Annotated in this window: 15 protein-coding genes and 1 pseudogene; 5 read left to right on the top strand and 11 right to left on the bottom strand. The window is 68.4% G+C overall.

Annotation, left to right across the window (positions count from 1 at the left end; genetic code table 11):
* Positions 1 to 56 precede the first annotated feature (56 nt).
* Entirely contained in the window at positions 57 to 3638 is a 3582-nt protein-coding gene (locus V7778_RS06780) for an indolepyruvate ferredoxin oxidoreductase family protein (RefSeq protein ID WP_335553073.1), read from the bottom strand.
* A 122-nt stretch (positions 3639 to 3760) separates the two neighbouring features.
* On the opposite strand from V7778_RS06780, the gene V7778_RS06775 reads away from it, so the two are divergent.
* Together V7778_RS06775 and V7778_RS06770 are read left to right on the top strand one after the other, a co-directional pair.
* Positions 3761 to 4228, top strand: a complete 468-nt coding sequence (locus V7778_RS06775; protein ID WP_335553071.1) for an Lrp/AsnC family transcriptional regulator — start codon at positions 3761 to 3763, stop codon at positions 4226 to 4228.
* A 225-nt stretch (positions 4229 to 4453) separates the two neighbouring features.
* Positions 4454 to 4723 (top strand): hypothetical protein, encoded by a 270-nt coding sequence (locus tag V7778_RS06770; RefSeq protein ID WP_335553068.1) that lies wholly within the window; start codon positions 4454 to 4456, stop codon positions 4721 to 4723.
* Between the two features lie 28 nt (positions 4724 to 4751).
* Here V7778_RS06770 and V7778_RS06765 read toward each other — a convergent pair whose 3' ends face one another.
* Positions 4752 to 5204, bottom strand: a complete 453-nt coding sequence (locus V7778_RS06765; RefSeq protein WP_335553067.1) for a hypothetical protein — start codon at positions 5202 to 5204, stop codon at positions 4752 to 4754.
* 17 nt (positions 5205 to 5221) lie between these two features.
* Here V7778_RS06765 and V7778_RS06760 point away from each other — a divergent pair.
* Positions 5222 to 5722 (top strand): annotated as a pseudogene (locus tag V7778_RS06760) (histidine kinase dimerization/phospho-acceptor domain-containing protein); the annotation flags it as partial.
* Between the two features lie 144 nt (positions 5723 to 5866).
* On the opposite strand, the gene V7778_RS06755 reads toward V7778_RS06760, so the two are convergent.
* Genes V7778_RS06755 through V7778_RS06725 form a run of 7 tightly spaced genes read right to left on the bottom strand, consistent with a single transcriptional unit; the run spans position 5867 to position 15594 of the window.
* Complete coding sequence (locus tag V7778_RS06755) at positions 5867 to 7105, bottom strand: Zn-dependent hydrolase (protein ID WP_335553065.1); 1239 nt, start codon at positions 7103 to 7105, stop codon at positions 5867 to 5869.
* A 35-nt stretch (positions 7106 to 7140) separates the two neighbouring features.
* The gene (hydA, locus tag V7778_RS06750; RefSeq protein WP_335553063.1) at positions 7141 to 8544 is read right to left on the bottom strand and encodes a dihydropyrimidinase; all 1404 of its coding nucleotides are present in this window, start codon (positions 8542 to 8544) and stop codon (positions 7141 to 7143) included.
* On the bottom strand, positions 8541 to 10064 hold the full coding sequence (locus tag V7778_RS06745) for an NCS1 family nucleobase:cation symporter-1 (protein ID WP_335553061.1): 1524 nt from the start codon (positions 10062 to 10064) through the stop codon (positions 8541 to 8543). The genes hydA and V7778_RS06745 overlap by 4 nt, the downstream gene beginning before the upstream one ends.
* A gap of 20 nt (positions 10065 to 10084) precedes the next feature.
* Positions 10085 to 11377 carry an NAD-dependent dihydropyrimidine dehydrogenase subunit PreA gene (gene preA, locus V7778_RS06740; protein ID WP_335553060.1) on the bottom strand — a complete coding sequence of 431 codons (1293 nt, stop codon included), beginning with the start codon at positions 11375 to 11377 and terminating at the stop codon, positions 10085 to 10087.
* Positions 11365 to 12753 (bottom strand): NAD(P)-dependent oxidoreductase, encoded by a 1389-nt coding sequence (locus V7778_RS06735; protein WP_335553057.1) that lies wholly within the window; start codon positions 12751 to 12753, stop codon positions 11365 to 11367. Before V7778_RS06735 ends, preA begins: the two co-directional genes overlap by 13 nt.
* Positions 12754 to 12776: 23 nt before the next feature.
* On the bottom strand, positions 12777 to 14270 hold the full coding sequence (locus tag V7778_RS06730; RefSeq protein WP_335553055.1) for a CoA-acylating methylmalonate-semialdehyde dehydrogenase: 1494 nt from the start codon (positions 14268 to 14270) through the stop codon (positions 12777 to 12779).
* A gap of 7 nt (positions 14271 to 14277) precedes the next feature.
* On the bottom strand, positions 14278 to 15594 hold the full coding sequence (locus V7778_RS06725; protein ID WP_335553054.1) for an aspartate aminotransferase family protein: 1317 nt from the start codon (positions 15592 to 15594) through the stop codon (positions 14278 to 14280).
* A gap of 161 nt (positions 15595 to 15755) precedes the next feature.
* On the opposite strand from V7778_RS06725, the gene V7778_RS06720 reads away from it, so the two are divergent.
* Both V7778_RS06720 and V7778_RS06715 read left to right on the top strand, forming a co-directional pair.
* Positions 15756 to 17231: an aminotransferase-like domain-containing protein gene (locus V7778_RS06720; protein WP_335553052.1), complete on the top strand. Its 1476-nt coding sequence runs from the start codon at positions 15756 to 15758 to the stop codon at positions 17229 to 17231.
* Positions 17232 to 17238: 7 nt separating this feature from the next.
* The gene (locus V7778_RS06715) at positions 17239 to 17877 is read left to right on the top strand and encodes a TetR/AcrR family transcriptional regulator (RefSeq protein ID WP_335553050.1); all 639 of its coding nucleotides are present in this window, start codon (positions 17239 to 17241) and stop codon (positions 17875 to 17877) included.
* Here the strand turns inward: V7778_RS06715 and V7778_RS06710 are convergent.
* Positions 17867 to 18583, bottom strand: a complete 717-nt coding sequence (locus V7778_RS06710) for a LytR/AlgR family response regulator transcription factor (protein ID WP_335553048.1) — start codon at positions 18581 to 18583, stop codon at positions 17867 to 17869. The genes V7778_RS06715 and V7778_RS06710 overlap by 11 nt on opposite strands.
* A complete protein-coding gene (locus V7778_RS06705; protein ID WP_335553045.1) occupies positions 18580 to 19668 on the bottom strand; it encodes a sensor histidine kinase in 1089 nt (362 codons plus the stop codon). The genes V7778_RS06710 and V7778_RS06705 overlap by 4 nt, the downstream gene beginning before the upstream one ends.
* Positions 19669 to 19708: the final 40 nt, after the last annotated feature.

The following is a 19708-nucleotide window of genomic DNA, read 5'->3' as shown; positions in this document are numbered from 1 at the left end:
GACGCAAGGCCCGTCGCAGGCCAGGCGTCTCTCAGGAGCCGGAGGCCGGGAGAAGATCAGGCCTGGCGCTTGATCTGCACCACCCGTGCGGGCGGATGGCGGTAGGCCGCCATCAGCTCGTTCCACTGCGCGTCCATCTTGTCCATGGCCGCTTCCTTGATGTGGCCGTAGCCGCGCACCGCGTCCGGCAGGGCCGCCAGCTTGAGGGCCGCGTCCTTGTTGGCCGCGTTCAGGCCGGTGGCCAGCTCGCGCACGAAGGCGAGATAACGCTCGCGCAGCGCGCGCTCGGCCTTGCGCTCGCGGGTATAGCCGAACACGTCGAAGGGCGTGCCGCGCAAGCCCTTGAAGCGGGCCAGCACGCCGAATACCGGCATCATCCAGGCGCCGAAGCGCATCTTGGCCGGCACGTTCGAGCCGGGCTTGCGGCGCGCCAGCAGCGGCGGCGCCAGGTGAAAGGCCAGTTTGTAGTCGCCGTCGAACTGGGCGGCGATCTGTGCGCGGAAGGCCGGGTCGGCGTGCAGGCGCGCCACTTCGTACTCGTCCTTGTAGGCCATGACCTTGAACAGGTTGCGCGCCACCAGCTTGCTGAGCTGCTTGCGCGCGCCTTTCCCTTCACCTTCGCCTTCGAGTTCGGCCTCGCGCCGCTCGACCGCAGCCACCGCTTCCTGGTAGACGCGGGCGTAGGCCGCGTCCTGGTAGGCGCTCAGCCAGTCGACGCGGAAGGCGACCGTATCGGCCAGCGACTTGGGCGCGCTGAACTGGATCACCTGCGGGGCTTGCCCCAGGCGATCCAGCGCAGAGGCGTCGGCCGCCGCCAGGCGGCCCAGGGTGAAGGCGCGCTTGTTCATGTCGACCGCCACGCCGTTCAGCTCGATCGCGCGCATCAGGGCCACCAGGCTCACCGGCACCAGGCCCCGCTGCCAGGCGTAGCCCATCAGCAGGATATTGGCGCCGATGGTGTCGCCCAGGAAGCGGGCGGCCGTGGCCTGGGCGTCCAGGCGCGACAGGTTCTCTTCGCCGGCGGCCGCGGCCAGCTTCTCGAGCAGGCCTTCCTTGTTGATCGAGAAGTCGCGCTCGCGCGTGAAGTCGGCGGTGGGGATCTCGTATTCGTTGGCCACCACCCGGGTGTGGCCCTTGCGCATCACGGCCAGGCCGTCGGGCATAGCCGCCACCACCAGGTCGCAGGCGAATACCGCGTCAGCCTGGCGCAGGTCGATCCGCACCTGGTGCAGGCGCGCGGGCGAGGACGCCACCCGCACGTGCGACAGCACGGCGCCGCCCTTCTGCGCGAAGCCCATGAAGTCCAGGGTCGAGGCGCCCTTGCCTTCCAGGTGGGCCGCCATGGTGATCAGGGCGCCCACGGTGACCACGCCTGTGCCGCCGACGCCGGCCACCAGCAGCTCGAAGGGCTTGTCCAAAGCATGCGGCGCGGGCGCCGGATAGGCCGCCAGGGTCTGCTCCAGGTCGGCCAGCGACAGCGCGACCGCTGCCGGCTTGCGCAGCGCGCCGCCCAGCACCGAGACGAAGCTGGGGCAGAAGCCTTCGACGCAGGAGTAATCCTTGTTGCAGGACGACTGCTCGATCTGGCGCTTGCGGCCCAGCTCCGTTTCCAGCGGCAGGATCGACAGGCAATTCGACTGCACGCCGCAGTCGCCGCAGCCTTCGCACACGGCCGGGTTGATCACCATGCGGCGCGCCGGGTCCGGGAACACGGTTTTCTCTAGGGTGTTCTTCTTGCGGCGGCGGCGCTTCTCGGCGGCGCAGGTCTGGTCGTAGACCAGCACCGTCACGCCCGGAATCTCGCGCAGCATGCGCTGGATCGCATCCAGCTCTTCGCGGTGATGCACCGTGACGCCGGCCGCCAGGCTGACGCCTTCGTAGCGGCTTGGCTCGTCGGTGACCACCACCACCTTCCTGGCGCCTTCGCTGCAGACCTGCTGCACGATCTGGGGCACCGACAGGCTGCCGTCGACCGGCTGGCCGCCGGTCATCGCGACCGCGTCGTTGTACAGGACCTTGTAGGTGATGTTGATGCCGGCCGCGATGGCCTGGCGGATCGCCAGCGAGCCGGAATGGTAGAAGGTGCCGTCGCCGAGGTTCTGGAAGATGTGCTGCTCGCCGACGAAAGGCGCCGAGCCGGCCCAGCTGATGCCCTCGCCGCCCATCTGCGACAGGTAATAGGTGTCGCGCTTCATCCAGGTCGCCATGAAGTGGCAGCCGATGCCGGCCAGGGCGCGGCTGCCTTCCGGCACGCGGGTCGAGGTGTTGTGGGGGCAGCCGGAGCAGAAATACGGCGTGCGGCGGATGCCGTCCGCCCCGTTCGAAGGCAGCTCGGCGGCGCAGAAGCCCGGCAGCATGCGCGCCAGTTCGAGCTGCGGGAAGTGCGGGGCCAGCCAGCGCACCAGCACCGGGGCGATGCGCGAAGGGCGCAGCTCGCCCAGGGCCGACAGCAGCGGCTGGCCATCGGGATCGGCCTTGCCGATCACGACCGGGCGCTTCGCGGCGGGCAGGTTGTAGAACAGGTTCTTGATCTGTTGTTCGATCACCGGGCCTTTTTCCTCGACCACCAGGATCTCGTCCAGGCCCTCGGCGAAGGCCGCCAGGCGGGTCTGTTCGAGCGGATAGCTCAGGCCCGGCTTGTACAGGCGCACGCCGAGTTCCTCGAGCCTGGCCAAGGACACGCCCATGCGCTCGAAGGCTTCGAGCAGGTCGAGGTAGGCCTTGCCCGCGCTGACGATGCCGATGCGGGCGCTTGGCGCAGCCACCATCAGGCGGTCGATCGAGTTGGCGCGCGCGAACGCCTGGACCGCCTCGAGCTTGGCCGCCACGCGCTGCTCCAGCGCCAGGCCCGGCAAATCGGGCCAGCGGTTGTGCAGGCCGTCCGGCGGCGCCACGTAGTCGCCTGGCGCCACGTAGCGCGGCATGGCCGGCAGCTCGACCACGGCGCCGCCTTCCACGGTCTCGGAGATCGCCTTGAAGCCGCACCAGGCGCCGGTAAAGCGCGACAGCGCCCAGCCGTACAGGCCGAACTCCAGGTATTCCTGGATGTTGGCGGGATTAATGACGGGCATGCCCCATGCCATCAGCGCCTGTTCGCTCTGGTGCGGCATCGAGGACGACACGCAGCCGTGGTCGTCACCCAGGATCACCAGCACGCCGCCGTGCGGCGAGGAGCCGTAGACATGGCCGTGCTTGAGGGCGTCGCCGGCGCGGTCCACGCCCGGGCCCTTGCCGTACCACATCGCGAACACGCCGTCGACCTTGCGGGTGGGGTTGGCCTCGACCTGCTGCGAGCCCATCACCGCGGTCGCGCCCAGTTCCTCGTTGATCGCGGGGAGGAATTCGACCCGGTGCTGCTCCAGCAGCTTGCGGGCGCGCCACAGCTCCTGGTCGACCGCTCCCAGCGGCGAGCCGCGGTAGCCGCTGACGAAGCCGGCGGTGTTCATGCCCTGGGCCTCGTCGCAGCGCTTCTGCATGCACAGCAGGCGCACCAGGGCCTGGGTGCCGGTCAGGAAGACCCGGCCCTGCTGGCGGGTGAGGTTGTCGCCCAGGGCGTAATCGGGGTCGGCCAGGGCCGTGTTGGCGGGCGCGGTGTCTGCCTGCCGGGTGCTCGCGGGGAGGGTGGTCGTCGTGTCCATGATTGTTATTATGTGAATCGAAAAGATGAGGAAGGATATTCCGGCAGGTGCGAAATATTTTTTCTATCTCTTCGGTTTTCGGCACTAGAATTGCAAGAACATTTCTAGAATCGCGCCAAAACATGAAAAACACGTCGATTGACGGAGCATCCCTGAAAATCCTGGGCGAACTGCAGAAAAACGGCAGGATTTCCTCGAACGAACTGGCGGAACGGATCGGCATGTCGGCCAGCCCCTGCTGGCGGCGCCAGAAGGAGCTGGAGGACAACGGCGTCATCCTGCGCTATACCGCCCTGCTCGACCGCCGCAAGCTGGGGCTGGCGGTGGTCTGCCTGCTGCACGTGTCGCTGCTGCGCCATGCGGAAGGAGTGGTCGAGCAGTTCGAGGAAGCGATGCGCCTGCGCCCCGAGGTGGTGGAGTGCTACGAGACCACGGGCAACTCGGATTACCTGGTCAAGGTGGTGGTGGCCGACATGGACGCTTATCACGACTTCCTGCACAACGTGATGGTCAAGCTGAACGGCGTCTCGCAGGTGAACACCAGCGTGGCGCTGCGCGAAGTGAAGTACGAGACGGCCCTGCCCTTGTAGCCGCCTGGCACTGGCGGAACTCCCGGCTTGCCGCGCCCCGGCTGGTCCGTATACTGGACGGCATCCCCCGCGGCATTAGCTAGCCATTTGATGAGAAACCTGCAATATCAAACGGGTAAATTTTGCGTAAACATCACGAAATCATCCCATTAGGATGAACTCTTAACAAACTACTTTAAGTGTGGTTTCGTGTCTGCTAGCATCTTTTCCTTTACCGGAGGACGCATGGCTGAACACAGCAGTAATGACGCCCGTATCGATCGGGCAACCGCTCAACAAGTGGACGCAGGGCTGCGGATCTGCAGCCAGCATGGCTTGGATCCCGCATTGCATTTCCTGGAACAGGCGGGCGTGCCGCGCCTCGTCGCGCTGCGCGTGCTGTGCTCGCCGGACCATTTCCGCAAGCGCGAGCGGCGCAGGTTCAGGCGGCCGGGCCGGCACATGGATGCGCCGGCCGGCGCGGAGATGGCGGACCTGCAGGAACCGGTGTGCTGAGCGCAGCCGGCGTGCGCCCTGCGGGGCGCTAGCGCTCGCGCACCAGCTTGAACTGGACCGCCTTGCGATTGTAGTCGATGATCGATTGGCGCACGTCGCCGGTGAGCGCGTCGCCGGTCAGCGAGAATGGAAACAGCCCGGCCTGGGCACGCAACCGGGCGAATCCAGGCTGCGACTGCATGTGGTCGAAAGCCGCGACCCAGCGCCGGTAGTCGGCGTCCGGCACGTCGGGGCCCATCCACACGCCGCGGATGATCGGCCATACCATGTCGTAGCCCTGCTCGCGCGCGGTCGGCACCCCGGCCAGGATGCCCGGCAGTCGCTGCTCGGACAGCACCGCCAGCACCCTCACCTTGCTGTTTCCTTTTCCATCGCCTGCATACAGCAGGGCTTCCGACGTGTCGCCGGAAATCGCCTGTACGTGGCCGGCCTGCATCGCCACGAACTGCTCGCCGCCGCCTTCCAGCGCGACGAAGCGCATCTTGCGCGGCTCGACCCCGGCGCGCGCTGTCGCGCCGCATCCTGGTCAACACCCTGCTGCGCCAGGCGCTGATGGTGCTGGCGGTGGCAACCCTGGTGTGGTTCGCCGTGCGCCTGGTGCTGCGCCCGCTGATGGACCTGAAGCGCGGGGTGGAGACCCGTCCGCTGTCCGACCTGTCGAACGTCGACCAGGCCCTGGTGCACAAGGAAGTGCGGCCGCTGGTAGGCGCGATGAACGCGGCCATGGCGCGCATGCAGGGCCTGGTGGCGAGCCAGCGCCGTTTCATCGCCGACGCCTCGCACCAGCTGCGCACCCCGCTCACGGTGCTCAAGACCCAGGCCCAGCTGGCCCTGCGCGAAGACGATCCGGCGGCGATGCGCGCGATCGTGCGCTCGATCGCCGGCACCACCGATTCCGCGATCCACCTGGCCAACCGCCTGCTGACCCTGGCGCGCATCGAACACGGCGGCGGCAGCCTGCAGGCAGTCCCGGTTCCGCTGGCGGCGATGGCGGCACAGGGCCAGTGCCCCATCGGGTTGGCCGGGACGCGCAGCCGGCTCTGCCGCCGACGCGTTCAAGCAACGTTCGCAGGGACGATCAGCCGGACAGGGTCGCATGGGTCGCCTGAACGCGTCGGCGGCGAAGCCGCCAACCCTACGACATTAACTCGCTATTCCCGCTCGCTCCAGCATCGCGTGCAGCAGCACGTTGCACCCTGCTTCCAGGTGGTCCGGCTGCGCATCCTCGATCTCGTTGTGACTGATGCCGTCCTTGCAGGGCACGAAGATCATGCCGGACGGCGCCACCCGGGCCGCGTAGATGGCGTCGTGACCCGCCCCGGACACCACGTCCATCGTCGAGTACCCCAGTTTTTCCGTTGCCGCGCGCACCGCGTTCACGCAGTCCGGGTGGAAGGGACAAGGCGGATAATAGGACACCCGCTCGACCTCGATCGCCAGCCCGCTGTCCGACCGCGTCCTGGCCACGAAGGCCAGCATTTCCTCGTGCATGGTGTTGAGCAGCGCGTCGCTGACATTGCGCAGGTCGATGCTGAACTTGACCTGGCCCGGGATCACGTTGCGGCTGTTCGGGAACACCTGCACCATGCCGACCGTGCCGCGTCCGTAGGGTGGGTAGCGGTTGGCGATGCGCACCACTTCCTGCATGATCACGGTGGCCACCTGCAGCGCGTCGCGCCGCAAGCCCATCGGCGTCGGGCCGGCGTGCGCTTCCATGCCGTTCACCGTGCAGTCGTACCAGGACAGCCCCATCACCGCGGGCACCACGCCGATCACCTTGCCCGCGTCTTCCAGCACCGGTCCCTGCTCGATGTGAGTCTCGAAATAGGCGCCGATCGGATGGCGGCCCGGCACTTCCTCGCCACGGTAGCCGATCCGCTCCAGTTCCTCGCCAACCGTCTTGCCCTCGGTATCGCGGGCGGCGTAGGCGGTCTCCAGGCTGAAGGCGCCGCAGAACACCCCCGACCCCATCATCACCGGCACGAAGCGCGAGCCTTCCTCGTTGGTCCAGAACGCCACCTCGAGCGGGGCCTCGGTCTGGATCCCGAGCGCGTTCAGAGTGCGCACCACTTCGAGCCCGGCCAGCACGCCGTAGTTGCCGTCGAACTTGCCGCCGGTGGGCTGGGTGTCGATGTGGCTGCCCGTGACGACCGGCGGCAGCGCGGGATTGCGTCCTTCGCGCCGCATGAAGACGTTGCCGATCTGGTCCACCGTCACCGCCAGGCCCGCCTCGCGGCCCCAGCCCACCACCAGGTCGCGTCCCTGGCGGTCGAGGTCGGTCAGCGCCAGGCGCTTGACGCCGCCCTTCTGCGTCGCCCCGATGCGGGCCAGTTCCATCAGCGACTCCCACAGGCGCTTGCCGTCGATACGCAGTTCGTTCATGCTTTTTCCCCTGTCGATGTGCTTGCGTGGTCCGTTCAGGCCGCGGTGGCGCCGACCTTGGCGGCGAAGGCGGGCCGGTCGATGTGGCGGCCGGCGCCCTCCTCGGCGCGCAATTCGCCGCGCTCGAACACCAGCTTGCCGGCGGCCACCGTGTGGGTCGGGATGCCGCGCACGGTGCGCCCCTCGAACACATTGAAGCCGCCCTTGGAATGCTGGGTCCGGGCCGAGATCGTCCGCGTGCCTTCCGGGTCCCAGACCACGATGTCGGCGTCGGCGCCCGCCGCGACCAGGCCCTTGCGCGGATAGATGTTGAAGATCTGGGCCGCGTTGGTCGAGGTCACGCGCACGAACTCCGACGGGGTCAGGCGCCCCGTGCCCACGCCCGCGTCCCAGACCACGGCCATGCGTTCCTCGACACCGCCGCAGCCGTTCGGGATCTTCGTGAAATCGTCCGCGCCGGCCGCCTTCTGGGCCGCGCAGAAAGTGCAGTGGTCGGTCGCCGTGGTGTGCAGGTTGCCGCCCTGCAGGCCCTGCCACAGCGCCTGCTGGTGGTGGCTGCTGCGGAACGGTGGGCTCATCACGTGGCCGCGCGCGAACCCGGGGTCCGGGTGGCGGTAGACGCTGTCGTCGATGACCAGGTGGCCGGCCAGGGCCTCGCCGTAGACGCGCTGGCCGCGGGCGCGGGCGCGCGTGATGGCGTCGAGCGACTCGGCGCAGGACACGTGGACGATGTAGACCGGCGTGCCCAGCACGTTGGCGATGGCGATCGCGCGGTTGGCCGCTTCGGCCTCGACTTCCGGTGGACGCGAGAGCGGATGGGCCTCGGCGCCGCGCATGCCCCTGGCCAGCAGTTCCTGCTGCAGCTGGTAGACCAGTTCGCCGTTCTCGGCATGCACGGTCGGGATCGCGCCGAGTTCCAGCGCGCGGCGGAAGCTCTTCACCAGGGTCTCGTCGTCCGCCATGATGGCGTTCTTGTAGGCCATGAAGTGCTTGAAGCTGTTGACGCCGTGCTCGCGCACCAGCACCCCCATCTCTTCATGCACCGAGGCGTCCCACCAGGTGACCGCCACGTGGAAGGTGTAGTCGCTGGCCGCCTTGCGCGCCCAGCCGCGCCAGGTGTGGTAGGCCTCCAGCAGCGACTGCCTGGGGTCGGGGATCACGAAATCCATGATGGTGGTGGTGCCGCCCGCCAGGCCGGCCGCGGTGCCGGTGTAGAAGTCGTCGGCGGTCACCGTGCCCATGAAGGGCAGCTGCATGTGGGTGTGGGTGTCGATCCCGCCCGGCATCACGTACTGGCCGCGGGCGTCGATCTCGGTCGCACCTGGCGGCGCTTCCAGGTTCTCCCCGACGGCGGCGATCTTGTCGCCCACACACAGGACGTCGGCGCGGAAGGCGCGGTCGGCGTTGACGACGGTACCGCCACGGATGATCACGGTCATGGAATCTCCCTCGATGTAAGAATGGTGGGCGCCAGCGCCGGGGCCGGGTTTCGGCGGGCCTTCATCATGGCGCCGTAGACCAGGGCCGCGATGGCGAGGCCGACGAACCAGGCGTAGGTGTAGATGGTCTTGAAGCTGTCGCCGACGTCCGGGAAGGCTGCCGGGAAGGCGGCGTTCAGGAAGCCCGGCAGGTTGGGCAGCACGCCAAGCACGAAGGCGGCGACGGCCGCCAGGTTCCAGCCGGGCATTGGGCCACTGAGGTAGGCGTAGATGCCGTCGTCGCGGTACAGCTGAGCCACGTCCAGCTCGGTCCTGCGCACCAGGTAATAGTCGACGATCAGGATGCCCGCGATCGGTCCCAGCAGGGCCGAGTAGCCGACCAGCCAGGTGAAGATGTAGTTCTGGGTCGATTCCAGGATCTTCCAGGGCATCATGGCCAGCGCCAGCCCCGCGGTGATATACCCGCCGGTGCGGTAGCTGATGCGCTTCGGCGCCAGGGCCGAGAAATCGTAGGCCGGCCCGACCAGGTTGGCCGCCAGGTTGACGCTGACCGTGTCCACCAGCAGCACGATGAGCGCGACCAGCACCGCGATGCCGGTCATGCGGCTGGCCAGGTCGACCGGGTCCCACAAGGCCTTGCCGTACAGGACCACGGTGGCCGAGGTGACGATGACGGCCAGCGCCGCCAGCAGCCCCATGGGCAGCGGCAGCCCGACCGTCTGGCCGATCACCTGGTCGCGCTGGCTGCGGGCGAAGCGGGTGAAGTCGGGGATATTCAGCGCCAGCGTGGCCCAGAAGCCGATCATGGCCGTCAGCGAAGGCCAGAACACGGTCCAGAACTGCCCCGCCTTCTTGCCGCCGGCCGCGAATTCCGACGGGCGGTCGAGCAGCGGGCCGAAGCCGCCCGCCTTGTCGTACACCCACCAGAGCAGCACGAAGCAGATCGCGATCTTGAGCGGCGCCGTATAGGTCTCGAGCTTGCGGATCGATTCGATGCCGTGCACGATGAAGTAGACCTGGATCGCCCAGAAGCCCAGGAAGCAGCCCAGCTGGGCCAGGTTGATTCCCAGGCCCGCGATCGGCTCGCCGCCGATGGGCGCGCCGTTCATCACGCCCAGCAGGGTATAGATCATGCTGCCGCCGAACCAGGTCTGGATGCCGTACCAGCCGCAGGCGACGATGGCGCGCATCAGGGCCGGCAGCCGGGCGCCGCGGGTGCCGAAGGAGGAGCGCGCCAGCACCGCATACGGGATGCCGTACTTGGTGCCGGCGTGGCCGATCAGGAGCATCGGCACCAGCACGATGGCGTTGGCGAGGAAGACCGTGAACACGGCCTGCCAGCCCGACATGCCGGACTCGATCAGGCTGGCCGCCAGCGTGTAGGCCGGGATGCACATCACCATGCCCACCCACAGCGCCGCGAAGTGGTACCAGTGCCAGGTGCGCTGGGCAGCAGTGGTGGGCGCCAGGTCGGCGTTCCAGAGTTCGGCGCTGGGTGCCGCGTTCACAGTCGAATCCATGGTGGCCTCTCTCGGTCCGGCTAGGCGGCGTCGACGACAACGGTGGGCGCTTCGGCCCGCGGATTGCGCGGGTCCTGGGTCCAGTTCATGTAGGGCTTGCCGGTTTCCTGCGGCACCATCGTGATGCAGGACTCGACCGGACAGGTGATCTCGCACAGGTTGCAGCCCACGCACTCCTGCTCGATGACCTCGTAGCGCCGCTGGTTGCCGTCGACGGCGCGCGCGATGGCCTGGTGCGAGGTATCCTCGCAGGCCAGGTAGCACTTGCCGCACTGGATGCACTTGTCCTGGTCGATATGGGCGATCACCTGGTAGTTCATGTCCAGGTATTTCCAGTCGGTGGTGTTCTGCACCGCCTTGCCCGAGAAAGCCGCCAGGTTGGCGTAACCCTTGCTGTCCATCCAGCGCGACAGGCCGTCCTGCATCTCCTCGACGATGCGGAAGCCGTGCAGCATGGCGGCCGTGCACACCTGCACGCAGCCGGCGCCCAGGGCGATGAATTCGGCCGCGTCGCGCCAGTTGCCGATGCCGCCGATGCCGGAGATCGGCAGGCCGCGCGTGGCCGGGTCGCGCGCGATCTCGGCCACCATGTTGAGGGCGATCGGCTTGACCGCCGGGCCGCAATAGCCGCCGTGGGTGCTGGCGCCGCCCACGACCGGATAGGCCACCATGCGGTCCAGGTCGAGGTGGGTGATCGAATTCACGGTATTGATCAAGGAGACCGCGTCGGCGCCGCCGGCCAGCGCCGCCCTGGCCGGGGCGCGCACGTCGGTGATGTTGGGGGTGAGCTTGACGATCACCGGCAGCCGGGTGTGCTTCTTGCACCAGGCGGTGACCATGCGCACGTAGTCGGGCACCTGGCCCACGGCCGCGCCCATGCCGCGCTCGGGCATGCCGTGCGGGCAGCCGAAGTTCAGCTCGATGCCATCGGCGCCGGTGGCATCGATCAGGGGCAGGATGGCGGCCCAGGGCGCTTCCTCGCAGGGCAGCATCAGGGACACGATCATGGCGCGGTCCGGCCAGTCCTTCTTGACCTGGGTGATCTCGCGCAGATTGATTTCCAGGCTGCGGTCGGTGATCAGCTCGATGTTGTTGAAGCCGATGACCTCGCGGTTCTTGCCGTAGTGGGCCGAGTAGCGCGACGACACGTTGACCGCGGGCGGATCCTCGCCCAGGGTCTTCCACACCACGCCGCCCCACCCCGCCTCGAAAGCACGGACGACGTTATAGGCCTTGTCGGTCGGCGGCGCCGAGGCCAGCCAGAAGGGGTTGGGCGACTTGATGCCGCAAAAGTCGATGCTCAGGTCGGCCATGCTGCCTCCGTCTTCGATTGGATGTCGTGGTGGATCGCCAGCGCGGCCAGCTTGCCGTGCTGGACGGCCTGCACGGTCAGGTCCTGGCCCGGAGCCACGCAGTCGCCGCCGGCGTAGATACCGGGCAGCGCGGTGCGGAAGCGCTCGTCGATCCAGATGCGCTCGCCTTCGCGGGACAGCTCGCTCGCGAGCGGCTCGCTGAAGCCCGTTTCGTCCATGCCCTGGCCGATGGCCTTGAATACGCAATCCGCGGCGATCTCCAGCAGGCCGCCGGTACGCACCAGGCGGCCATCCTCCATGCGGGTCTGCTCGAAACGCATGCCGGCCACTTTCCCGGTTTCGTCCAGCAGCACCTCCAGCGGCGCGGCCCAGGTGCGGATCTGCACCCCGTTGGCCTTGGCGATCTCGATCTCGTGGCCGGTGGCGCTCATGGCTTCCAGGCCGCGGCGGTAGACCAGGGTCACCTCCGCCGCGCCCAGGCGCTTGATCTGCACCGCCATGTCGATCGCGGTGTTGCCGGCGCCGATGACGACGGCGCGGCGCGGCACGGGAAGGCTGGCCAGGTCGCTGGCCTGGCGCAGGGCGGCGATGTAGTCGACCGCCGCCATCAGGCCAGGCGCATCCTCGCCCGTCAGGCCGAGGGCGCGGCTGGCGCCCAGGCCGATTCCGAGGAAGACCGCGTCGTAGCGCGCATGCAGTTCGGCCAGGCTGAGGTTCTCGCCCAGCTTGCGTCCATGGACGATCTCGATGCCGCCGATGGACAGCAGGAAGTCGACCTCGCGCTGGGCGAAGTCGCCGGTCAGCTTGTACTTGGCGATGCCGAATTCGTTCAGGCCGCCCGCCTTTTCGCGCGCCTCGTAGACCACCACGTCGTGGCCCAGCATGGCCAGGCGGTGGGCGCAGGACAGGCCCGCCGGCCCGGCGCCGACCACGGCCACCACCTTGCCGGTGGCCGGTGCGCGCTGGAAGGGATGGCTGGCGAGATTGGCGTTGTCGATGGCGTAGCGCTGCAGCAGCCCGATGCGCACCGGCTCGCGCTCGGCCGGATGGTTGCGCACGCAAGCGTCCTCGCACAGGATCTCGGTCGGGCAGACGCGGGCGCAGCTGCCGCCGAAGATGTTGGCCTCCAGGATGCCGTGGGCGGCGCCGTCGACGTTCTGGTCGTGGATGTTGCGGATGAAGCTGGCCACGTCGATGCCGGTCGGGCAGGCGCGCATGCAGGGCGCGTCGTAGCAATACAGGCAGCGCGCCGCTTCCACGGCGGCCTGGCGCGCGGTGAGCGGCGGCGCAAGGTCGGTGAACTGGGCGGCCAGTTCGCCGTTCGATCCCGCCGCGGGCGGCAGGTGGCGCAGCAATTCAATGGGTGATTCGATCATGGACGTCCCTCTTCTCGTGTGGCCTACTTCATTTGCGGGAAAGCGAATTCCGGACCGGCGCTGGCGCTGTCCGGCCAGCGCTGCATCACGGCCTTGTGGCGGGTGTAGAAGCGCACGCCCTCCGGGCCATAGGCGTGGTGGTCGCCGAACAGGCTGCGCTTCCAGCCGCCGAAGCTGTTGAAGGCCATCGGCACCGGCAGCGGCACGTTCACGCCCACCATGCCCACCTCGATCTTGCGCACGAACTCGCGCGCCACGCCGCCGTCGCGGGTGAAGATGGCGACGCCGTTGCCGTACTCGTTGGCGTTGATCAGCTCGACCGCGCTGCCCACGTCCGGCAGGCGCACCACGCACAGCACGGGGCCGAAGATCTCTTCCTGGTAGATGGTCATCGAAGGATGGACGTGGTCGAACAGGGTGCCGCCCACGAAAAAGCCGTTCTCGCAGCCGTCCACCGTGTGCCCGCGCCCATCCACCACCAGGGTCGCGCCCTCCTCCACGCCCTGGCCGATCAGGCGCTCGATGCGTTCCTTGGCGGCGCGCGTGATCACCGGCCCCATCTCGGCGCCTTCCATCATGCCGTCGCCGATCTTCAGGCGCGCCGTGCGTTCCGCCAGCGCGCCCACCAGGCGCTCGCCCGCTTCGCCCACGGCCACCGCCACCGAGATCGCCATGCAGCGCTCGCCCGCCGAGCCGTAGGCGGCGCCGACCAGGGCGTCGACCGCCATGTCCATGTCGGCGTCCGGCATCACCACCATGTGGTTCTTGGCGCCGCCCAGGGCCTGGACCCGCTTGCCGTTTGCCGAGCCGCGGGCGTAGATGGTTTCGGCGATCGGCGTCGAGCCGACGAAGCTGATGGCCTGGATGTCCGGGTGGTCGAGCAGCGCGTCGACCGCCACCTTGTCGCCCTGGACCACATTGAACACGCCGTCAGGCAGGCCCGCTTCCTTGAGCAGGCGCGCGTGCAGCAGCGAGGCCGAAGGATCGCGTTCCGATGGCTTGAGCACGAAGGTATTGCCGCAGGCGATGGCGATCGGGAACATCCACATCGGCACCATCACCGGGAAGTTGAAAGGCGTGATGCCGGCCACCACGCCGAGCGGCTGGCGCATGGCCCAGGCGTCGATGCCGCGCGCGATCTGGTCGGTGAATTCGCCCTTGAGCAGCTGGGGGATGCCGACCGCGAACTCGATCACCTCGATGCCGCGCGCGACCTCGCCTTGCGCGTCCTGGAAGGTCTTGCCGTGCTCGCGGGTGACCAGGGCCGCGAATTCGTCGGTGTGCTCGCGGCACAGTTGCAGGTAGGCGAACAGCACCCTCGCCCGCGCCAGCGGTGGCGTGGCCGCCCATGCAGGGAAGGCCGCCAGCGCGGCGCCCACGGCCGCGTCGACGTCGGCGGCATCGGCGAGGGCCACCCTGGCGCAGGCTTCGCCGCGCGCAGGGTTGAACACGTCGGCGCAGCGGGCGCCGGGACGTTCGGCCAGCTGGCCGTTGATGAAGTGCGAGATCAGGGTCATGGGTTATTCAATCCAGGTTCTTCAGGACGGTGGCCAGCTTGCCGAACAGCTCGTCGATATGCTGCTTGCGGAGGATGAGCGGCGGCGACAGCGCGATGATGTCGCCCGTGGTCCGGATCAGGACGCCGTCCGCGAAGGCCTTCTTCAGGGCGGAATAGGCGCGCGCACCCGGCTTGCCGGCGATGGGCTCCAGCTCGATGCCGGCCACGATGCCGATCGAACGCAGGTCGATCACGTGGGGCAGACCGCGCAGCGCGTGCAGGGCGTCCTCGAAATAGGGCTGCATCTCGCGGGCGTTGTCGAGGACGCGTTCTTCGCGGAAGGTCTCCAGGGTCGCCAGCGCCGCTGCGCAGGCCAGCGGGTGGCCCGAATAGGTATAGCCGTGGAACAGCTCGATACCGGCCGGGGCGTCCATGATGGCGTCGTGGATGTGGCGTTTGGAGAACACCGCGCCCATCGGCACCACGGCATTCGTGATGCCCTTCGCGACCGTCATCAGGTCGGGCTCGACGCCGAAGTAGTCGCCGGCGAAGGGCGTGGTCAGGCGGCCGAAGCCGGTGATGACTTCGTCGAAGATCAACAGGATGCCGTGCTTGTCGCAGATCTCGCGCAGGCGCTTCAAATAGCCCTTGGGCGGCACCAGCACCCCGGTCGATCCGGATACCGGCTCGACGATGACGGCGGCGATGGTCGAGGCGTCGTGCAGGGCGACCAGGCGCTCCAGCTCGTCGGCCAGCTCCACCCCGAAGTCGGGCTCACCGCGCGAGAACGCGTTCTTGAGCAGGTTGTGGGTATGCGGCAGGTGGTCGACGCCGGGCAGCAGGGGGCCGAACTGTTTGCGGTTGGGGCCGATGCCGCCGACCGACAGGCCGCCGAAACCCACGCCGTGGTAGCCGCGCTCGCGCCCGATCAGGCGGGTGCGCCCGCCCTCGCCGCGCGCCTTGTGGTAGGCCAGCGCCATCTTGAGGGCGGTGTCGACCGCTTCCGAACCGGAGTTCGTGTAGAACACGTGGCCGAACTTGTGGCCGGTGTAGTCCATCAGCTGCTCGGCGAGATCGAAGGCGGCCGGGTGACCCATCTGGAAAGTGGGCGCGAAATCGAGCTGGCCGGCCATCTGGCTGACGGCAGCGGTGATGCGCGGCTGCGCATGGCCGCAGGGCACGCACCACAGCCCGGCGGTGCCGTCGAGGATGGCATTGCCGTCGACGTCCTTGTAGTACATCCCTTCAGCCGACACCAGCAGCCGCGGGTTCGACTTGAAGTCGCGGTTATTCGTGAAAGGCATCCAAAACGACGACATCGACTGGGGCCTGGACTCGTTCATGGGGTCTCCTCGCCGTGAAGGCAAATTTTTTACCAATTGGCAAAATACTGGTGAATAATAGACAGCAAGGCAACACAGGCAACAGATACACCACCGGCAGAAGCGACCAACCGTATCGGTAGCGATACCTGTACAGTTTCCAACCCGTCCAAGGAGCGGCGATGATGGAAGAAGCGGTGTTGACAGAGGATGGCGCGTGCGCGCCCACAGCCGTGGCCGCGTGGCCCGTGCTGCGGATCGACCGCGGCCGGCGTGGCGGCCTGGTCGACCAGATCGTGGCGGCCATCTCGGCGATGGTAAGCGACGGCCAATTGGGCGCCGGCACCAAGATGCCCTCGGTTAGACAATTCGCAAAGTGCAACGCGGTCAGCACTTTCACGGTCGTCGAAGCCTACGAGCGGCTGCATCAGCTGGGTCTGTTGTCCGCGCGCCGCGGTTCGGGCTTCTTTGTCGCGCGCAGCCCGGCCCAGTCGCCAGCTTCGTCCTCCTCCACCCCGCCCCTGCCCGGCCCGGCTTCCGAGATCGACGTCCTGGCCCCGGACCTGTACACCGGCCAGGCCGAAGCGCTGCCGGTCGGCGCCGGCTGGCTGCCGCCCGAATGGTATGGCGAGACCACCATCCTCGACGCCGTGCGCCATGCGATGAAGATCCCGGCCGGCCGCTTGCGCGGCTACGGCCACCCGCTCGGCTTCCCCGCCCTGCGCCAGCACCTGGCGGCCAGCCTGTCGGCCGAGCTGTTTCCGGTCGACCCCGACCAGGTCCTGCTGACCCATGGCGCCACCCATGCCCTCGACCTGGTGCTGCGCACCCTGACCAAGCCGGGCGACGTGGTCTTCGTGGAGGATCCCGGCTACGGCAACCTGCTGGCCCTGGTGCGCCACCACGGCTGCGTCCCGGTCGGCATCGCGCGCGGCGCGCAAGGACTCGACATGGAGGAACTGGCGCGCCAGGCGGCGGCCCGGCATCCCAAGCTCATGTTCGTCAACACGGTGCTGCAGAACCCCCTCGGCACCTCGCTTAGCCAGCAGGACGCGCACCGCCTGCTCGGCCTCGCCGAGCGCTTCGACTTCTGGCTGGTGGAGGACGACATCTACCGCGAGCTGGCGCTGCCGGGCGAAGCTTCGCTGGCCGCGATGGACGGCCTGCGCCGCGTGATCCGGGTGGGCAGTTTTTCCAAGACCCTGTCGCCGGCGCTGCGGGTCGGCTCGCTGTGCGCGTCGCGCTCGCTGATGCCGGAGCTGCTGCGCGTGAAGATGGTGGGCGGCCTGACGACCTCCGAGATCAACGAGCGCGCCGTGCTGGACGCCATCGGCACGCGCGGCTACCGCCGCATGGTGGAGCGCCTGGCGCGCCAGCTCGACGATGCGCGCGAACGCGCCATCGCCAGCCTGCGCGGCGTCGGCATGGCGCCGCTGGCCCAGCCGCGCGGCGGCATGTTCGTCAGCGCCGGCTGGCCAGATGCGCCGCGCCCGGGGCGCGACGGCCGCGCCATCGCCGACGCCGCCCTCAAGGCCGGCATCCTGCTCGCCCCCGGCGACTTCTTCACCCAGCGCCAGCCCGCCAGCATCTGGTTCCGCTTCAACGCGGCCTATGCCAGCGAGCCCCGGCTGCTGGACTTCCTGCGCAGCCAGCCTTGAGGACAGCATGGACCATCCCGTGAACGAGCTTGCCCTCAAGCGCCGCGGCCGCGCCGAAGCCGCGATCCTGGCCGCCGCCACCCGCCTGTTCGCCGAGCGCGGCTTCGAAGGCGCCAGCATCGCGACCGTGGCCGAGCAGGCCGGCATCTCCAAGCAGAACCTGCTCTACTACTTCCCCACCAAACAGGACCTGTACCGCCGCGTGCTCGACGACGTGCTGGACGACTGGCTGGCGCGCATGGCGCACCTGGCCGAAGCGGAAGGAGCGCCCGGCGCGGTGCTGCGCGCCTACGTCGCGGCCAAGCTGCGCTTCTCGCGCGAGCAGCCCTACGCCTCGCGGGTGTATGCGATGGAAGTGATCGGCGGCGCCAAGTTCTACGGCGACCAGATCCGCGCGCGCGTGGTGCCGCTGCTGCGGCGCGACATCGAGGTGTTCGAACGCTGGATCCGCGAAGGCCGCATCGCGCCGGTGAACGCCACCCATTTGCTGTTCGCGCTGTGGGCCATGACCCAGTCCTATGCCGACTTCGCCGCCCAGATGGCCCTGGTGCTGGGCCGCGAGGAATTGCTGGCCGCCGATTTCGAGGATGCCGAGCGCACCATCGGCGAGCTGGTGACGCGGGCGGTGGCCGGCCTCACAGGCTGAGATTGTCCTTCAGCAGCGCGGCATTGCGGCGCGAGATCTCGAGCCGGGCGCCGTTGTCCAGGGTGACCAGGTAGCCCGCGCCCAGGGTTTCGCTGATCGAGACGATGGCGTCCAGGTTCACGATGTGCTGGCGGCTGACCCGCAGGAACATGCCGGCAGGGAGACGTTCCTCGACGCTGTTCAGCGATTTCTTGAGGTAGGCATGCTGGTTGTCGAACTGGACCTGGACATGGTTCTTGCAGCTCTCGAAGCAGCGGATCGAGGCCAGCGCCACCATGTGGCAGCGCTCGCCGTCCTTGATGAAAATGCGGCTCTTGGGGTCGAGCGGCGCGCGCGCCGCTTCAAGCGTCCTGGCGGCGGGCCGCGCTCCCAGCTTATGGATCGCCTGGGCCAGCCGTTCCTGGCTGATCGGCTTGAGCAGGTAGTCGACGGTGTCGAAGTCGAAGGAGCGCACCGCATACTCGGCGTGGGCGGTGGTGAACACGATGCGCGGATGCTCCTCGAGCCGCGCCAGCAGGTCGAAGGCGTCCGCCCCGGCCATCTGGATGTCGAGGAAAAGCACCTCCGGCTCGCTGGCCAGGATCAAGGGCAGCGCCGTATCCGGATGGTCGGCCTCGCCCACCACCTCGATCTCCGGGTGCGCGCCCAGCATCCGCACCAGGCCCGCACGCGCCAGTCGCGAATCGTCGACCACGAAGACCTTCATGCCAGGGTCTCCTCCGGCAGGGTCAGGCTGACGCGGAATCGCGCGCCGTCATCAAAGGCCGCATGTGCCGCGCGCGCGCCGTACAGCAGGGCCAGGCGCTGCGCGACATGGCCGGTGCCGATGCCCAGCCCGCCCGCGGCCGCGGAGGCCGGCTTGTCGTTTACCAGTTCGACGTGCAGGCGCCCGTCACGCGCGCTGGCGCCGAGCGCCAGCGCACCGCCCTCGCGCAGGGGCTCGAGGCCATGCTTGACGGCGTTCTCGACCAGCATCTGCAGCAGCAGCGGCGGCACCAGGCGGTCATGCAGCGCATCGGGAATCTCGATCGAAAAGCGCAAGCGCTCTTCCAGCTGCACGCCGACGATGGCCAGGTAGCGCCGGATGATCTCGACTTCCTCGCCAAGCCGCACCTTGCCGCCGTCGTGGGCGCGCAGCGAGTAACGCAAGATCTCCGACAGGCCCACCAGCATCGCATCGGCATGCCCGGCGTCCTCGTGGATCATGAAGCGGATATTGTTCAGCGAATTGAACAGGAAATGCGGATTGAGCTGGTTGGACAGGCTGCGCAGCTGGGCCTCGCGCAACGCGGCCTGGACCCGCGCATGGTCCAGCTCCCGGGCGCGCGCATCGCGGCGGCCGGTCACGCTGATGTAGATGAAGATCCAGGCGCAGATGAACACCTGGGCCTGCAGGCTGTTGCTGGCGACCGTGCGCAGCAGGTAGGCGCCGAGGTCGAGGCGCATGCCCTGCCCCGCATACCAGGCGGCCATCCCGTCGAGGAAGAACGGCAGGGTAAGCGCGCTCGCGCACAGCGCCACCAGCACCGCCGCCACGCTGCCATAGACGACGGCGAGCGCGATCAGCCGGCCCATCGGCAGGCGCTGCCAGTGGCGCGCCTTGTACAGCTGGCGGAACACCAGCACCGCCAGGGTAAAGGCCGGGAACCAGACCGCGATCGCCGCGCTGTCCTGGGCCGCCAGGGGACTCCACAGGACGATGGTCAGCAAGGTCACCGCGGCGCAGCACGCGCTAACGCCCAGGTGATAGAGCCAGAACTGCCGGCTGGACGGGAAGAATGCGCTCGCCATGTATTGTTGTAATCGAACCGCGGCCGGTGGCCAATCCCGC

It is taken from the genome of Massilia sp. DD77 (assembly GCF_036961685.1).
In the GTDB taxonomy this organism is placed as follows: domain Bacteria; phylum Pseudomonadota; class Gammaproteobacteria; order Burkholderiales; family Burkholderiaceae_D; genus Telluria.
This window is presented reverse-complemented; position numbering and strand designations above follow the sequence as displayed.